Below are 16,120 nucleotides of genomic sequence, written 5' to 3' on the forward strand. Positions count from 1 at the left end.
GGCGGATATGGCATGAGTGCCATCGCAAGAGTTATGTTGGAAATGGGATATACCGTTACCGGATCGGATGTCGCTTCGCAGGAGTTGACCGAGAAGTTGGCAGCCAAGGGAGCGAAAATATATATCGGACACACGGCAGAGCACGTCACTGGAGCAGACCTGGTTGTTTACTCTACGGCAGCACCTGCTGATAATGTGGAACGGGTAGCAGCTGCAGAGCTGAACATTCCGATTCTGCATCGTTCCCAGATGCTTGCACGTTTGTTGAACGAACGTAAAGGTGTGGCTGTAGCTGGAGCTCACGGTAAAACAACCACCTCATCCATGATTGCACTTGTTATGGATAAATGTGATACAGATCCGACATATATTATTGGCGGAGAAATCATGAATGTGGGCACCAACGCCAAGGCAGGCCAGGGCGACTGGGTAGTCGCTGAGGCGGACGAGAGTGATGGCTCATTTTTGCAATACCATCCATGGCTCGGTATTGTAACGAATATTGAGGCAGATCATCTGGAGAATTACAACAGTGATTTTGAGGAGCTCAAAAAGGCTTATGTGCAGTTCCTGAGCCAGATTCGTCCGGAAGGAACAGCGATTGTGTGTTCTGATGACGAGAATGTTCAAGCGATTCTGCCAGAACTCAAGTCACGGATTACAACCTATGGTATTGATCGTGCTGCGGATTATACGGCAACCGATATTGTACTGGGCGATCGCCGTATCTCCTTTACGATGAATCATCAGGGTGCTGCTATGGGTACGGTGGAATTATCAGTGCCGGGTAAGCATAATGTTTATAATGCGATGGCTACTGTGATTACCTGTCTGGAAGCTGGTATTCCATTTGAGAAAATTGTCGCAGCTATCATCCAGTTCCACGGAGCCAAACGCAGATTCCAGGTATTGGGTGAGGCACGTGATATGCTGATCATCGATGATTATGCTCATCACCCAACTGAGATTGAAGCTACCATTAGTGCAGCCAAAGCAACAGGCAAACGCATTATTGCGGTATTCCAGCCACAGCGTTATACGCGTACGTTCTTCCTGCTGGATGCGTTCAGTCGTGCTTTTGCGGAAGCGGATGAGGTGCTTATTACGGATATCTATTCTCCTGCGGGCGAAAAACAGATCGAAGGGGTAACCTCAGCCCGACTGGTTGAACTAATCGTTCAAAACAGTAATGCTTCTGCACGTTACCTCCCTACGAAAGAAGAAGTTGTAGCTGATTTGCAGCATCGTCTGCAGCCAGGAGACCTTGTGATTACGATGGGTGCAGGTGATATTTGGAAAGTCGGCGATACACTTGCCAAAGGTTTGAAATAAATCAATTGAGAAATCGCCTGTCTTCGATACGAAGCAGGCGTTTTTTTGCGTTATATGGAATGTATTCTGCCTTCTCTGCATATAGCTGATATAAATGGGACAAAGGAGAGGGTACGGGTGAGCAATGCTAGAATGACGTTTCGCTTCGGGGATCATGAGTCGGACAAGCCTGAAAACAAGAGGATATCCGCGTCCAGTCCATTGGTGACGTTAAATGAAGAATTACCGCATAATCCACCGCTAACGCCTAAGCAGATGGATACAACTCCATCATGGACGCCTGAGGATATCCCCGGAGACTGGGGAGAGACAGTGCTGACAAGCTCTACTGTACCTGAACCTGACGAGCGGGTAAGCCGTGATTCGAACTTAAACTTGGATGAGCCTCATTATTTTGGGAACCGTTCCGGTTACGGTTATGTTAATCACACCGATAATCCGGAGGAAGAGCGTCGTGATCTGTTCAATACACATGATGATCAAGGCCATGACTGGCTTGCAGATTCGGAGAACTATTCCTATAAACGCAATCGCCCTCCAAGGGGATGGAAGATGATCGGTTCTGTGACTGGGGCACTTGTTACCGGAGCACTTTTTGGCATGGTTATTCTCTCATTTTTTAATAAAGAAGGAGCCGTCAAGCAAGGCGATCTTCTGCCCGTCAATCAGGCAGTTTCCACTGTGACGGGTCAAGAGGGGGCTTCAGGTACAGAGCAACAGCTTCAGGCAGCGGCGACTGGCAGCACGTATTATGCACTTCAATACGGCGTGTTCAGTTCTCCTGAACGAGCGGAGCAGGCCAAGCTTGAGCTGGCTCAGGCAGGTATAGCCGCAGGTTCTGATCCTGAAGATGGCAATCGAGTATATGCAGGCATTTCGGCAGATCGTGAAGAGGCCAAGCTACTTAGCTCCAGGCTAAAAGCTCAGGGAGTCGAACTGTATGTCAAGGAGATTGTGAACCCTGAGATTAATCCGGCTATATTCGGCGGCAAACAAGAGGATGTGCAGTTGTTCTTCACAAACAGTTCTGCACTGGTCGAACAATTATCTACCTTGTCCATTCAGCAGTTGGGACAATCCGCACCGACAGCAGTCTCTACAGAAACGATGACCGCGATTCAGAATAAGCACCAGTCATGGTTAACCGGTTTGAATAGTCTCTCACCCGGTCTGACTGCGGAGGTACAACCTATTGTTGGTGGAATGGAGAAATCAATGAACAGCGCAATTACGGCTATCGCGGAGTACAACAAAAACCCGGATGATGTGCACATGTGGTCCGTGCAGTCCGATCTGATGGAATATGTACTGCAGCAGAAAAAATGGCTCGAAGCGATAAAGCAGTAACATGCTCTTTCCCATAACAACGCTTGGAAATACCCATCCGGCAAGGAACTGGAAATAGTTCCCCTTGCCGGATTTGTGTTTGTATTGACGTACAAAACCCCGTATAATAATGTGGGTGTCAAAAAATGGCGAGGGAAGATTACCGATGAAAAAAAACTTCGGCATGTTATTGCTGTTTCTGCTGCTCGGCTGGATGGCCGGAGCGTGGATCGCCAAGGCACTGCAGCCTGTTAAGGCAGTAGCCTTTCTTACGAAAGCCACGACCATACGTTGGTCGCCGCAGGCTGATCTGGATATTATCAGTTATGATATTTCACTTCAATTTCAAATGAGCCTTCTGAGTCTGATCGGTATGATTGCCGCTGTGTGGCTGTATCGCAGACTGTAGGAGAATGACGAGTTATGACGAAAAAAAATTAAACCAGTGACATCTATTATCGTGATCCGGACAGGATGTTGCCGTGGCATAAGGAGCCGTTCATTTTGGATAACACTCAACAGCGCCCTATTATTCTGGCCTCCACATCGCCTCGGCGCAAAGAACTGATCGCATCACTCCACCTAGCGTTTGATGTAATACCAAGTCATGCCAATGAAGATACACCACCAGAGTGGACACCTGAACAGACGGTACAGGAGCTTGCTTTGCGCAAGGCGCTTGCCGTGTATCGCGGGCTTGAAGGCCGCGAGCAGGAAGCCATTATTGTAGGTAGTGACACCGTTGTTGTTCTGGATGGTGAGATTTTAGGCAAACCCGTAGACGAAGCGGATGCTGAACGTATGTTATCCCGGCTGCAGGGCCGTGTACATCGGGTGTTTACGGGCGTCGCTTGTATTGATGCGGGCAATGGACAGTCGTTAGTTCATTACCGCCAGACCGATGTAACGATGAAAGAACTGTCGGATGCGACCATTCGTGCTTATGTGCAGACAGGTGAGCCTTCAGACAAAGCAGGATCATATGCCATTCAGGGCATTGGTGCTTCACTGATCGACCGCATTGAAGGATGTTATTTTAATGTGGTTGGCTTGCCGCTATCCTTGCTAAGTGATATGTTGGACGGGTTCGGCGTACATGTGTTGCCACGAACATGAATGAAGCAAAATGTTGTGAAATGAAAAGAGGGAACATATGGAGTCGCCTCAATACATGATGCGCGACATCCCCCAGGAAGAACGCCCGAGAGAACGCATGATGGAATACGGGGCGGGCGCCTTAAGCCATGCTGAATTGTTGGCAATTTTACTTCGAACAGGCACAAGACAGGAATCGGCGGTGCATATGGCACAGCGGATTCTGACCGAGGCGGGTGGAATTCGCTCGTTAATGGATCTGAGTCTGGAAGAATTGACTGCGATGAAAGGGATCGGCAATGCCAAGGCTGTGCAATTGAAAGCTGGCATTGAGCTGGGGCATCGGATTGCCAAGAGCAGACTCACACAGTCGACTTCAATTCGTACACCGCGTGATGCAGCTGATATCCTGATCGAACAATTGCGTTATTTGCAAAAAGAACATTTTGTGTGTCTCTTTCTGAATAGCAAAAATCATATTATTGCCCAGGAAACACTCTCCATGGGCAGCCTTAACGCTTCGATTGTACATCCGCGTGAAGTGTTCCGGGCTGCCATCAAATGCAGCAGCGCATCGATTGTGTGCGCACACAACCATCCGAGTGGTGATCCTACGCCCAGTCCGGAGGATATCCAAATAACCAAGAGACTGATTGAAGCAGGCGCTATTGTTGGCATTGACGTGCTTGATCATATTATTATCGGAGATGGAACGTACGTAAGTTTGAAGGAGAAGGGCTTAGTATAATATAATGGTTGGCGTTGATGTTTTCCTATGAATGTTAACGGCGTTGTCCGTAAAAGATAGGTTCACTTTACTAATGCAAAAAAACAAATGCGAATATTAGCTCCACGTGTTGCGTGGGAATGAAATTATCACGCTCTGGATCAGAATAGAGCGGCTATATGAGGCAGAAAAGGAGATTATGTTATGTTTGGTGGTTTTACGAAAGATTTGGGTATTGACTTGGGGACAGCAAATACGTTGGTTTATGTACGAGGAAAAGGAATTGTGGTGCGCGAACCTTCGGTTGTCGCTATACGGACAGATACAAAAAGCATTGAGGCAGTAGGTGAAGCCGCCAAAAAAATGATTGGTCGTACACCAGGTAACATCCGTGCCATTCGTCCAATGAAAGATGGCGTTATTGCCGATTTTGATACAACGGCAACGATGATCAAATATTTCATCCGTGAGGCGCAGAAACAACGCTCCATGTTCCAACGTCATCCAAACGTGATGGTATGTGTACCATCCGGGATCACGGCAGTAGAACAACGTGCGGTTGAAGATGCAACCAAACAGGCTGGAGCACGTGAAGCCTATACAATTGAAGAGCCTTTTGCAGCTGCAATTGGTGCAGATCTTCCTGTATGGGAACCAACAGGTAGTATGGTTGTAGATATTGGTGGCGGTACAACGGAAGTGGCTGTTATCTCTCTTGGTGGTATTGTGACGAGCCGTTCGGTTCGTGTAGCAGGTGACGAGATGGACGAATCCGTTATCCAGTACATTAAACGTCAATACAATCTGATGATCGGTGAGCGTACATCGGAGCAATTGAAGATGGACATCGGATCAGCAATGCCATTGGAGCAAGTAGAAACGATGGAAATTCGTGGACGTGACCTCGTTACAGGTCTGCCGAAGACAATTACGATTACTTCGGACGAGATCAGTGAAGCGCTGGCTGATACCGTGAATGCAATTGTTGAAGCGGTAAAAGTAACACTGGAAAAATGCCCGCCTGAACTTGCAGCCGATATCATGGATCGGGGTATCGTTCTTACAGGTGGTGGGGCATTGCTTCGCAACCTGGACAAGCTTCTGGCTGGTGAGACAGGAATGCCTGTCATTGTGGCTGAGAACCCGCTGGATTGTGTAGCAATCGGAACAGGTAAAGCGCTAGAGAATATTCATTTGTTCAAAAGCAGAAGCAGTTCGGCAGTTCGTTCCAAACGTTAATTGGTATTTGCCTAACTTGGCATAGCGACCAAGTGGCAAGGTATCTTTATAGAGGACCCGGTTAACCCCGGGGATGAGCTATTACCCGCTTAACAGGGGAGGATCGGCTGATATTCTCGCAGGGACTACAGGTCTGACAGTCTCCCCGCCGGGCATGGCTCGGAAGAGAATATGGATGTTAGAGGGTGTTCGAACTGTTTAAACTGCTAGGCAACAAAAGACTTTTTGTTTTGCTGGTGGGACTTGTTACATTTATCGCGTTAATGGGCTTTACGCTCAGTCCGCGAACCACTCTATCCTGGCCGGAGAAATTCCTGAAGGATTCAGTTGGATTTGTACAATACGTATTTTACAAGCCCGCTTCCTATGTAGCGGGCTTTTTCAAAGATGTAGCGAACATGCGTACGGTATATGATGAGAATGAAGAGCTTCGCATCGCGATGGGACACTATACCCGGGATCGGCTGAAGTACAATGATATGGAGCAAGTGAATGAGCAGCTTCAGAAAGCGCTCAATTTTACCGAAGAACAGAAAAACCGCTATAATTACGGTTCACGAATTGCTCAGGTTATCAGTGCCAATTCGGATCCCAATAGTAGAACCATTAACATTGATATCGGTGAAAATGCGGGAATTAAGCCGGGGATGGCCGTTACCTCCCAGGAAGGGCTGGTCGGCGTGATCAGTCATGTCAGCTCATATACATCAACGGTTAATCTGTTAACTTCCATGGACGCCAACGATCCGACATCCAATGCCATTGCAGCAACGGCAGTAGGTAAGGAGAAAGTATTTGGTATGATTGAGAGTTATGATCCGAAGACGGGCATGCTCAAGATGACCAAAATCTCAGAAGATTCTAATATCCAAGAGGATGATGAGATCATCTCCTCCGGAATTATTAACAATTTTCCGAAGTACATGCGGATTGGTAAAGTTAAAAGTGTCGAGAAAAGTGAGTATGGTTTAACAAAAACAGCTACAATTGAACCATATGCTAGCTTCCTTGACTGGAAAGAGCTGATTGTCATTATCCCACCTGAGGTAAAAGAATAATGGTAACGCGCAAGCAAGTTTTGTTCCTGTTACTATTCGTTTTGTTCATTGCGGAAGGCACAATTTTGCCGCTGCTCATCCCTTCTGGCTGGCACATGCGTATTTCTGCCAATCTGGTCTATATCGTAATTTTGTTTATTGCTGTATATCATCATCGACACACGGCACTAGTGCTCGGTATATTTTTTGGACTATTGCATGACGTCGTATTCTACGGCGAGATGATTGGACCTTATGGATTCTCGATGGGATTATCGGCATACATGATGGGACTCATTTTTCAAGCACCGCGTGCACCACTGCCGGTTATGGTATCGGTTGTCATTTTGGGAAGTCTGCTTAATGACACCATGCTATTCTTCCTGTACAAGCTCTTCCAACTTAACCACGTGACCTTTGACTGGGCGTTGATTGAATACATGATTCCTAATTTGTTCATTCATTTTGTGTTTGCCTTGATCATATATGTCCCGCTTCGGAAACAACTGGAGCGGATCGGCAAGAGACGGAGCAAGACAGAAGAAGCTTCCTAAATACATTTATGGAGCGCAAAGCAGGAACTTGGGGCCCCGGGCACGAAATGTAATGAGATGGGAGGGACAGGCTTATGACGGTAAAATCGAATCACGTAACGATTAAAGGCATCCGAGACGGCCTGGTTTTCCTGTTGGACGATCAATGTGAATTCGAGGAATTGCTCTATGAGCTCCGCTATAAGCTGGAACACAGCCATCAAAATATTTTGACCGGACCGATTGTTCATGTGGATATCAAGTTGGGTGCCCGCGAAGTGACAGAGGACCAGAAAGAAGCAATTCTCGATATATTGAAGCAAAAAGGGAATCTTCTTATCCGATCCATCGACTCACCTGCACTCCAACCGGAGGTTAAAGGACCGCCGCCGATTGTAACCATGTGTGGTATGGTGCGTTCAGGTCAGGTGCTTCATCATGAAGGAAATCTCCTGTTTCTTGGGGATATCAATCCGGGGGGCACAGTGACGTGTACCGGAGATATATATGTGTTGGGTTCACTCAGAGGTATGGCTCATGCCGGAATTGGCGGGGACGAGGAAGCGATCATTGCCGCTTCGGTATTTGCACCGACGCAGCTACGGATTGCGGATATCATCAGTCGTCCTCCCGATGAATGGGAGAGCCGAGAGACCGGAATGGAATTTGCTTACTTACAGGACAATCAGATGCAGATAGACAAAATGAGCAATATCGTTCGGTTACGCCGAGATTTTAATGTGTTTAAAGGAGTGTAGCTCATGGGAGAGGCGATCGTGATCACTTCGGGTAAAGGCGGCGTGGGTAAAACAACCACCTCGGCAAACATCGGGACAGCGCTGGCGCTGCTCGGCAAAAAGGTTTGTCTGGTAGATACCGATATCGGCCTTCGTAATTTGGATGTCGTGATGGGACTCGAAAACCGTATTATTTACGATCTGTGCGACGTTGCGGACGGCCGCTGCCGTCTGAATCAGGCTTTGGTCAAAGACAAGCGTTTCGAAGAATTATATATGTTGCCTGCGGCGCAGACGAGAGACAAAAACTCAGTGTCGCCAGAGCAGGTCAAGGATATTATCCTTGAATTGAAAAAAGATTTTGAATACGTCATTATTGATTGCCCAGCCGGTATAGAGCAGGGTTTCAAAAATGCGGTAGCAGGAGCAGATCAGGCCATCGTGGTCACTACACCGGAAAATGCTGCAGTACGTGATGCGGATCGTGTCATTGGCCTGCTGGAGAGCTCACACATTCAATCACCAAAGCTGGTGGTGAATCGAATTCGCAATAATATGGTTAAATCGGGTGACATGTTAGATATCGATGGTATTTTACAAGTACTTAATATTGACCTGATTGGCATCGTGCCTGATGATGAACTGGTCATCAAAGCTGCCAATTCAGGAGAACCTACGGTCATGAATCCGGATTCACTTGCGGCGATTGCGTATCGGAATATCGCACGACGCATTCTGGGAGATACGGTTCCATTGATGCAGCTGGAGCAGAAAAAGGGAGCTTTCACTCGTTTCAAAAAGTTCTTCGGAATGGGTTAACTCGTTAAACGAACTTATTCATAAAGCAATTACATGACAGCCGTGGCTTATAGCCCGGCTTTTTTTGTTACCTGCTGGCAGGCTTGTTCATATTATCAACCACCTCTTCATAGGATGTAGTAAACAAGCCTCGGCGGGAGGATATTCCATGAACACGAAACTCAGAATTAAGCAGAGACGAGAAGAACGCATTCGGCGACTGATGGATGGTGCCACTGTGGAGGTCTTACAGGAGCAAAAAGTAGGTTCACTGTTGGACAAGAATGAGATCATACACCCGAAACCATTTGCGCCTAGTGAGGGGATACAGGAAAGAGATCCGGAATGGTTATGGAAAAAAGAGAATGGTCATTTCGTTCCAGGGGGGCATTCGAGATTCAACCTGTTCAAGTCACTTCTCAAACGGACGGTTATTAGCGCTTTGATATTTGGCGGAGTATGGGGTCTGTTTCAGTTGGATACATCGTGGACGACATCACCCAAAACAGTAATTGCCGATGCACTCCATCGGGATATGGATTTTGCCTCAGCAGCGGTCTGGTATGAACGGCATTTTGGAGGAACGCCTTCGTTTCTTCCAGTTCTCGGACATACGACGGATGCCGTGAACGGATTGAAAGTAAGGCAGTTACTGGGCAAACCGATCTCAGGCACAGTCGTGCAGCCATTTGCGCTAAGCATGAAGGGAATTGAGATCGTTCCGGATGCCGCGGGTGCAGAACTTATACAGGTCGCAAGTTCTGATGCCGGGCGTGTCATGGAGGTTATCGGGGATGCAGCCAGTGGATTCACAGTTGTCATCCAACATACAGGCAATGTCACGGCAATATACGGTCGGCTGAACGAAAGTGAAGTGAACGTGAATGACTGGGTGGAAGCGGGGAATCCAGTGGGGAGTCTTAAGGCTACGGGTGGTGAACAACCGGCCACGCTCTATTTTGCAGTCAAAGAGGGGGAGGAGTACGTAGACCCGGCGGAAGTCGTTGCCCTTGATTAGGGTGTGGGGAGTACGCATTACGTTTCATCCGTTTTTTGTAATTATCATGATGGCCTCCCTTCTGACTGGACATTTTATTGAGCTTATTACGTTGTTTGCCATCGTATTTATTCATGAATGTGGACATGCTGCGGCTGCTGCCCTTCTGGGCTATCGTGTCTTGTCGATCCAGATGCTTCCTTTTGGAGGAGTAGCGGTTATCGAAGATGGAGGTAAGATCACGGCCTACCGGGAAATCATCATTGCTCTGGCAGGTCCATTACAAAACATGCTGATGGTTGGTGTGGTTTTGCTGTTGCAGTATGGCAATCTGGGCGATCCGGTTTTTCTCAATTATATCATTCAGGGGAATCTGCTTATCGCCCTCTTCAATCTGCTGCCTGTACTTCCTCTGGACGGAGGTAAAATTGTTCAGGCGCTTGTCAGTCTGTGGGCACCCTACTATACAACATTAATGTGGACTTACAGAATTAGCATTCTGTGTAGCGTAGGGGTTATTTTATATGCTATCAGCCGATGGTTTACTGGGGACTACGGCTTACCGCTCAACATTCTGTTAATCGGACTTTTTTTGTTTTATTCAAACTTAACGGATTACCGAAATGTGCCCTATCGCTTCATCCGTTTTCTCATGAATCGTGAGGGTGTGTTCGCTCGTCATGCGGCTACCGGCAGTTTGGCGCAGCCAATAATCTCATTTCCCGCGAAACCTTTGGACACTATTTTGCGTCTATTAAAGAGAGAAAGATACCATATGGTATACGTGATGAACAGACAGGGTCGAATTATGGCCGTCTTGCCTGAGCAACGGATTATCGGTTCCTATTTTCAACAAAATGGTGATAAATTGTAGAGTTCTGGTGGACCTGTTCTGAAATGGGTTAATACATGTACAATGAGAATTGAAAAGATATTGAAATGGATGTGGATGAATTGAATTGTCTTCTAGAGGTGAAGCCATGAAACAAATGATAGTACATAATGAACATAACCTCATGCAAATGGCGCTTCTGGAAGAAGGCAAAGCTGTGGAATTTACGGCAGAGCGTACACGCGAGCGTGGACTGCTGGGTTCCTTTTTCAAGGGACGGGTCGTGAATGTGTTACCAGGTATGCAGGCTGCTTTTGTGGATATTGGTCAGAAAAAGAATGCGTTTCTTTATGTGGACGATGTGTTGCATCCCCATCTGGAGAAACAGCCCAAGGTGAAGCCTTCCATCTCGGAGTTGCTTCGTCCGGGTCAGGAAGTCATTGTTCAGGTTCTGAAAGAACCGGTAGGAGGCAAGGGAGCCCGGGTGACGACTCATTATTCACTCCCGGGCCGTTGGCTTGTCTACATGCCTGTTGCTGACTATGTAGCGGTATCCAAGAAAATTGCCCGTGAAGGGGATCGTTCCCGTCTTAAGGCACTTGGGGAGCAACTGAGGCGGGATGAAGAAGGACTTATTATTCGGACCGTATCTGGAGAAGAGCAGCATGAAGCCATTAAGTCGGACTTGGAAACATTACGCGCGCAGTGGTATCTGATTCGTGAAAAAGCGGACAGTTTGCCTTCACCAAGCCTCTTGCATCGGGATCATAGCATGGTACAGCGAATCATCAGAGATGTGTATACGCCAGGGAGTGACGAAGTCATCACTGATAGTGAAGGACAAGCCCGTGAGGTAAAAGCATTGCTTGAAGAGATTAGTCCTGGTCATCAACCCAAAGTACAGGTGTATCGGGGAACAGAATCCATCTTTGCTGCCTATGGTGTGCAGGAACAGTTGAATAAGGATTTTGCCCGGAAAGTGTGGTTGCCCGGAGGCGGATACATTGTCATTGATCATACTGAAGCTCTGACTGTAGTGGATGTGAACACAGGCAAATATACGGGAGCTGGCGGTGACAGTCTGGAAGAGACCGTGACAGAGACCAACATACAGGCAGCAGTGGAGATTGCCCGTCTTATGCGCCTGCGGGATATCGGTGGCATGATTATTGTCGACTTCATTGATATGGAGGAAGCCTCGAATCGGCATGAAGTCGCGGCCACCTTGGAGGGTGAGCTCAAGAAGGATCGGACCAAAGCGTTTGTAATGGGTTGGACCAAGCTGGGCTTGCTGGAACTTACCCGTAAGAAAGTGCGGGAAGAAAGTACGTTACCCTATGTGGAGCCGTGTTCTTCCTGCCATGGTACGGGAAAAAGATATATTTCACCTTTGCATTGATTTTTGATATATTGCGTGATATAATCTTCAAGTATGTGTTTAGCCTAATGGTCTTGCACATGCTGTAACCGCACTGGCCGGGTATAAGAACAGTTCCGCAAGGACACTGTCACCTGAGAACGGGCGAGTCTGAGACATGAGGAGGTGCAAGGCAAATGTACGCAATTATTGAAACAGGCGGCAAACAGTACAAAGTCCAAGAGGGCGATGTTCTGTTCATCGAGAAATTGACTTCGAACGATGGCGAAAGCGTAACGTTCGACCGTGTCCTGGCTGTATCTAACGATCAAGGTTTGACAGCAGGTACACCATTGATTTCCGGAGCTACTGTAACGGCTAAAGTGGAGAAACATGGCAAAGGACAAAAGGTTATCGTATACAAATACAAACCTAAAAAGAACTACCATGTGAAGCAAGGTCACCGTCAACCGTACACTAAAGTAACTATCGAAAAAATCAAAGCGTAAAGAAGGTGCGATAAGTGATTATCGTTCAAATCTTTCGTGATGAGGACGGGAACATCGAACGATTTTCCATCGAAGGGCATGCTAATTTTGCCAAGCGGGGAGAAGACATCGTATGTGCCGGGGTATCCGCTGTCACAGTGGGTACGGTGAACTCGATTGAAACATTGACCGGTGTCGAAATGGATGCCAAGATGAAGAATGGCTTTTTAAGTGGTTCTTTACCTTTGTTAGATAGAGGAGAAACTTGGTCCCAGGTACAATTGTTACTCGAATCCATGGTGGTTATGCTCTCTAATATTGCAGAGTCATACGGGAAGTATATTAAAATACAGCAACTCAAATAAGCAAAGAAGGAGGACAACCAATCATGTTGAAATTAAATCTTCAGTTATTCGCATCGAAAAAAGGTGTAGGTTCCACGAAGAACGGACGTGACAGTAATGCTCAACGTCTGGGTGTTAAACGTGCTGATGGTCAAACTGTAACTGGTGGTAGCATTCTCGTTCGCCAACGCGGAACGAAAATTCACCCAGGAACTAACGTTGGCATCGGTAAAGATGACACTTTGTTCGCGAAAATCGACGGCGTTGTAAAATTCGAACGTTGGGGACGCGATCGCAAAAAAGTAAGCATCTATCCTGTTAATGTTGCTCCTGTAGCAGCAGCAGTAGAAGCGTAATATCGGCATTCCGCCTAAGGAGCCTTCGGCATTTTTGCCGAAGGTTTTTTGTATTCAACGGTTATTCGATAATGAACTGGCAGAAAAGACATGTTATACTTGGTTACGGTGGGTGTAGACCAACCGAGTTTTGTAGAACGGGGAGAAGCCATGAAATCTTGGAAAAGAGTGCCGTGGATTGCGGCATGTTCACTTCTGATTCCTTTGGTTTTCGTTATGTTGTATCCGGCGATGATCTCAAGCGTCGTGTGCGCATTGTGGTCCGTCGCAGTATTGCTCATTTCTGTGAATGCGATGAAGAAACAGGCGGAGGCGGAACGCAGAGCCATCATACAATCCATGGAAAAAACAGCAATTGCTTCATTAAATCATCATCGACACGACTGGATGAACGACCTTCAGGTGTTATATGGATATCTTCGGCTGGGCAAACTTGATAAATCCCTGCAATGTGTGGAAAGAATAAAAGAGCGGGTTACAGAAGAAAGCCGAATCTCCAGATTAGGCATTCCTTCCCTCGTATTTTATCTTCAGTCTTTTCGCGCCAGTGGAATTTCGCTGGACTTGCATGTGGAAATAGAAGATGAGTTGCAGCTTAGTGCTCTGGTCTCTCCCGAGGATGGCGAGTCACTTACCGGGGCGATTGCGGATGCAATCAGGGCCTATCAATATGGCGGCGGCCGGTCTTCTTGGGGAGAGGTTCGCAAACTGACCTTGAACTTCGGACAGGATCATGGAGATGTGATTGTCCGACTGGATGGGGATCAAACACCCGATCCGGAAACACTGCGGCAGCTTACTGCCGTACTCAAAGGAAAAAAAGTCAGAACGGAGCAGTTTCCGTCTGAGGATACGTTTATACAATTCAGAATGCCGTGTGGAATATAGGAAGAAGGGGTTAACCAATGTTTGTAGATAAAGCGAAGATTTATGTAAAAGCCGGAGACGGAGGGGACGGAATTATTTCGTTCCGTCGTGAGAAGTATGTACCAAACGGCGGACCTGCCGGGGGCGATGGAGGCAGAGGAGCTGACATCATTTTCCGCGTGGATGAAGGTTTGCGTACATTGATGGATTTCCGTTACCAGCGTCACTTCAAGGCCCCACGTGGTGAGAAGGGACGTAATAAAAGTCAGCATGGTGCAAACGCGGAGAACATGATTGTGCGCATTCCACCAGGAACTATCATCTTGGATGAAGACAGTGGAGAAGTACTGGCGGATATGACACGTCACGGTCAACAGGTTGTTATTGCACGTGGTGGACGGGGCGGACGGGGTAACATCCGATTTGCTACACCGAACAATCCTGCACCTGAACTTGCTGAGAACGGTGAAGAAGGACAAGAGCGTTACATTGTACTCGAACTGAAAGTTATGGCAGATGTTGGTCTGGTTGGTTTCCCGAGTGTCGGAAAGTCCACATTGCTTTCTGTCGTTTCGTCAGCCAAGCCAAAGATCGGTGCATACCATTTCACAACCATTACACCGAATCTGGGTGTAGTCGGTGTAGGAGAAGGCCGAAGCTTCGTCATGGCCGATTTGCCTGGACTGATTGAAGGTGCGCATGAAGGGGTCGGACTGGGACATGAGTTCTTGCGTCATGTCGAGCGTACTCGTATTATTGTTCATGTCGTAGATATGTCGGGTTCGGAAGGGCGCGATCCTTTTGAAGACTGGCAGAAAATCAATGACGAATTGAAGTTGTACAATCCGCTTCTCGCCGAGAGAACACAAATTGTAGCAGCTAATAAGATGGATATGCCAGACTCTGAAGCGAACCTGGAGCAATTTTTACAGCAAGTTCGTGAAGTTCAACCTGATATTGAAGTGATGCCAATTTCATCCTTGACCCGAAAAGGGATTCAAGAACTTCTGTATCGTGCAGCTGATCTGCTGGATCAGGTTCCAGACGAGCGAGTGGTTGAAGAGGTAGCAGATGTATCTGAACGTAAAGTATACAGTCTGGACAAAAAAGAAGACGATGGTTTCAAAATTGTGCGTGAGAACGAAATGTTCGTTGTCGAAAGTGCCAAGATTGACCGCATGATGAAACGGATGCAATTGAACTCACATGAAGCTATACTGAAGCTCGCACGTACACTGCGTTATATGGGTGTGGACGCTGAGTTGCGTAAGCGTGGAGCTGTAGAAGGCACCATCGTGCGTATTGGAGACTTTGAATTCGAATTCGTGGAAGGCAGCAGTTACTACTAAGTAGCCGTCTTCCGTGGAGAGACAGATTGATATAGGAACGCAGAGAAGTGGGAAGTTGACCCGCAACTCTGCGTTTTTTTTGTTTTTTCCTGACATGGGAGAGGGATAAACTTGTATACTGTGAGGAACGTATTTCAAAAAATAGGCGTGTCATGTATTGCCCTTTTGTCATAGATCCTATATAATGTCCACTATATGAATACATGAGTCTTTGAGGAGAGGACGTTCTGTGAACGAACGCTATTACTTAGTACGGGAAGATATTTTACCAGAGGCAGTGGTGAAGACCATGCAGGTAAAAGAACTACTGGCTTCTGGTGATGTTAAAACAGTGCATGAGGCGGTTGAGCAGGTCGGATTAAGCCGGAGTGCCTTTTACAAGTACAAAGATGGGATTCATCTGATCAACCAGCTTGAGCGTGAGAGAATTGTAACGATCTCCATTGATCTGGAGCATCAGTCGGGTATCTTGTCTCGTGTGCTTGGACATGTAGCTGGTTATGGAGCTAATGTACTCACGATTAATCAGAGTATCCCGCTTCAAGGAAGAGCCAATGTTGTCATTTCGGTGGAAACGACACATCTTCATGGCGAAATTGGTGAAATGCTGGATCGAATGCAAGATATGCCTGGCGTAAGACGTACACGTATTGTAGGCCAAGGGTAATTAGGCTTTAACATACAGGACTGACAGACAAGAATAGAC

At 47.1% G+C, this 16,120-nt stretch carries 19 protein-coding genes and 1 other annotated feature; all 19 genes read left to right on the plus strand.

All coding sequences use genetic code 11. The annotated features are described in order from the left end of the window. Nucleotides 1–12: 12 nt before the first annotated feature. The 19 genes from murC (at nt 13) to MHI14_RS06485 (ending at nt 16,081) form a co-directional block, all read left to right on the plus strand. A complete protein-coding gene (gene murC, locus MHI14_RS06395) occupies nt 13–1,332 on the plus strand; it encodes a UDP-N-acetylmuramate--L-alanine ligase (RefSeq protein ID WP_062837803.1) in 1,320 nt (439 codons plus the stop codon). Between the two features lie 117 nt (nt 1,333–1,449). Next, nucleotides 1,450–2,679 (plus strand): SPOR domain-containing protein, encoded by a 1,230-nt coding sequence (locus MHI14_RS06400; protein ID WP_341130029.1) that lies wholly within the window; start codon nt 1,450–1,452, stop codon nt 2,677–2,679. Nucleotides 2,680–2,824: 145 nt separating this feature from the next. After that, nucleotides 2,825–3,067, plus strand: a complete 243-nt coding sequence (locus tag MHI14_RS06405; RefSeq protein WP_047841183.1) for a DUF4321 domain-containing protein — start codon at nt 2,825–2,827, stop codon at nt 3,065–3,067. Between the two features lie 95 nt (nt 3,068–3,162). Beyond that, nucleotides 3,163–3,774: a Maf family protein gene (locus MHI14_RS06410; RefSeq protein WP_091037560.1), complete on the plus strand. Its 612-nt coding sequence runs from the start codon at nt 3,163–3,165 to the stop codon at nt 3,772–3,774. Nucleotides 3,775–3,811: 37 nt separating this feature from the next. Beyond that, nucleotides 3,812–4,501, plus strand: a complete 690-nt coding sequence (gene radC, locus MHI14_RS06415; RefSeq protein ID WP_091037557.1) for a RadC family protein — start codon at nt 3,812–3,814, stop codon at nt 4,499–4,501. A gap of 183 nt (nt 4,502–4,684) precedes the next feature. Continuing rightward, nucleotides 4,685–5,719 (plus strand): rod shape-determining protein, encoded by a 1,035-nt coding sequence (locus MHI14_RS06420; protein WP_024633969.1) that lies wholly within the window; start codon nt 4,685–4,687, stop codon nt 5,717–5,719. Between the two features lie 185 nt (nt 5,720–5,904). Beyond that, on the plus strand, nt 5,905–6,777 hold the full coding sequence (gene mreC / locus MHI14_RS06425) for a rod shape-determining protein MreC (RefSeq protein WP_341130030.1): 873 nt from the start codon (nt 5,905–5,907) through the stop codon (nt 6,775–6,777). Continuing rightward, a complete protein-coding gene (gene mreD, locus MHI14_RS06430; RefSeq protein WP_091037552.1) occupies nt 6,777–7,310 on the plus strand; it encodes a rod shape-determining protein MreD in 534 nt (177 codons plus the stop codon). Before mreC ends, mreD begins: the two co-directional genes overlap by 1 nt. 74 nt (nt 7,311–7,384) lie before the next feature. After that, nucleotides 7,385–8,047 carry a septum site-determining protein MinC gene (minC, locus tag MHI14_RS06435; RefSeq protein ID WP_017692615.1) on the plus strand — a complete coding sequence of 221 codons (663 nt, stop codon included), beginning with the start codon at nt 7,385–7,387 and terminating at the stop codon, nt 8,045–8,047. 3 nt (nt 8,048–8,050) lie between these two features. Further along, on the plus strand, nt 8,051–8,845 hold the full coding sequence (minD, locus tag MHI14_RS06440) for a septum site-determining protein MinD (RefSeq protein ID WP_053783092.1): 795 nt from the start codon (nt 8,051–8,053) through the stop codon (nt 8,843–8,845). A gap of 148 nt (nt 8,846–8,993) precedes the next feature. After that, nucleotides 8,994–9,842: a M23 family metallopeptidase gene (locus MHI14_RS06445; RefSeq protein WP_341130031.1), complete on the plus strand. Its 849-nt coding sequence runs from the start codon at nt 8,994–8,996 to the stop codon at nt 9,840–9,842. Then, entirely contained in the window at nt 9,835–10,695 is an 861-nt protein-coding gene (locus tag MHI14_RS06450) for a M50 family metallopeptidase (protein ID WP_341130032.1), read from the plus strand. The genes MHI14_RS06445 and MHI14_RS06450 overlap by 8 nt, the downstream gene beginning before the upstream one ends. 106 nt (nt 10,696–10,801) lie before the next feature. Continuing rightward, nucleotides 10,802–12,052 carry an Rne/Rng family ribonuclease gene (locus MHI14_RS06455; RefSeq protein ID WP_091037546.1) on the plus strand — a complete coding sequence of 417 codons (1,251 nt, stop codon included), beginning with the start codon at nt 10,802–10,804 and terminating at the stop codon, nt 12,050–12,052. Nucleotides 12,053–12,108: 56 nt separating this feature from the next. Beyond that, nucleotides 12,109–12,193: a sequence feature (ribosomal protein L21 leader region), on the plus strand. Between the two features lie 14 nt (nt 12,194–12,207). Continuing rightward, a complete protein-coding gene (gene rplU, locus MHI14_RS06460) occupies nt 12,208–12,519 on the plus strand; it encodes a 50S ribosomal protein L21 (RefSeq protein ID WP_341130033.1) in 312 nt (103 codons plus the stop codon). 14 nt (nt 12,520–12,533) lie between these two features. Further along, nucleotides 12,534–12,863, plus strand: coding sequence for a ribosomal-processing cysteine protease Prp (locus MHI14_RS06465; protein WP_091037540.1), 330 nt, complete (start codon nt 12,534–12,536; stop codon nt 12,861–12,863). A gap of 23 nt (nt 12,864–12,886) precedes the next feature. After that, complete coding sequence (rpmA, locus tag MHI14_RS06470; RefSeq protein WP_017692622.1) at nt 12,887–13,198, plus strand: 50S ribosomal protein L27; 312 nt, start codon at nt 12,887–12,889, stop codon at nt 13,196–13,198. A gap of 90 nt (nt 13,199–13,288) precedes the next feature. Further along, nucleotides 13,289–14,086 carry a Spo0B domain-containing protein gene (locus tag MHI14_RS06475; RefSeq protein ID WP_341130034.1) on the plus strand — a complete coding sequence of 266 codons (798 nt, stop codon included), beginning with the start codon at nt 13,289–13,291 and terminating at the stop codon, nt 14,084–14,086. Nucleotides 14,087–14,103: 17 nt separating this feature from the next. Continuing rightward, complete coding sequence (obgE, locus tag MHI14_RS06480; RefSeq protein ID WP_076216952.1) at nt 14,104–15,414, plus strand: GTPase ObgE; 1,311 nt, start codon at nt 14,104–14,106, stop codon at nt 15,412–15,414. Nucleotides 15,415–15,643: 229 nt separating this feature from the next. Then, a complete protein-coding gene (locus tag MHI14_RS06485; protein WP_017692625.1) occupies nt 15,644–16,081 on the plus strand; it encodes an ACT domain-containing protein in 438 nt (145 codons plus the stop codon). Nucleotides 16,082–16,120: the final 39 nt, after the last annotated feature.

Origin of the sequence: Paenibacillus sp. FSL K6-2393 (assembly GCF_038002545.1) — a bacterium.
Taxonomy (GTDB): domain Bacteria; phylum Bacillota; class Bacilli; order Paenibacillales; family Paenibacillaceae; genus Paenibacillus.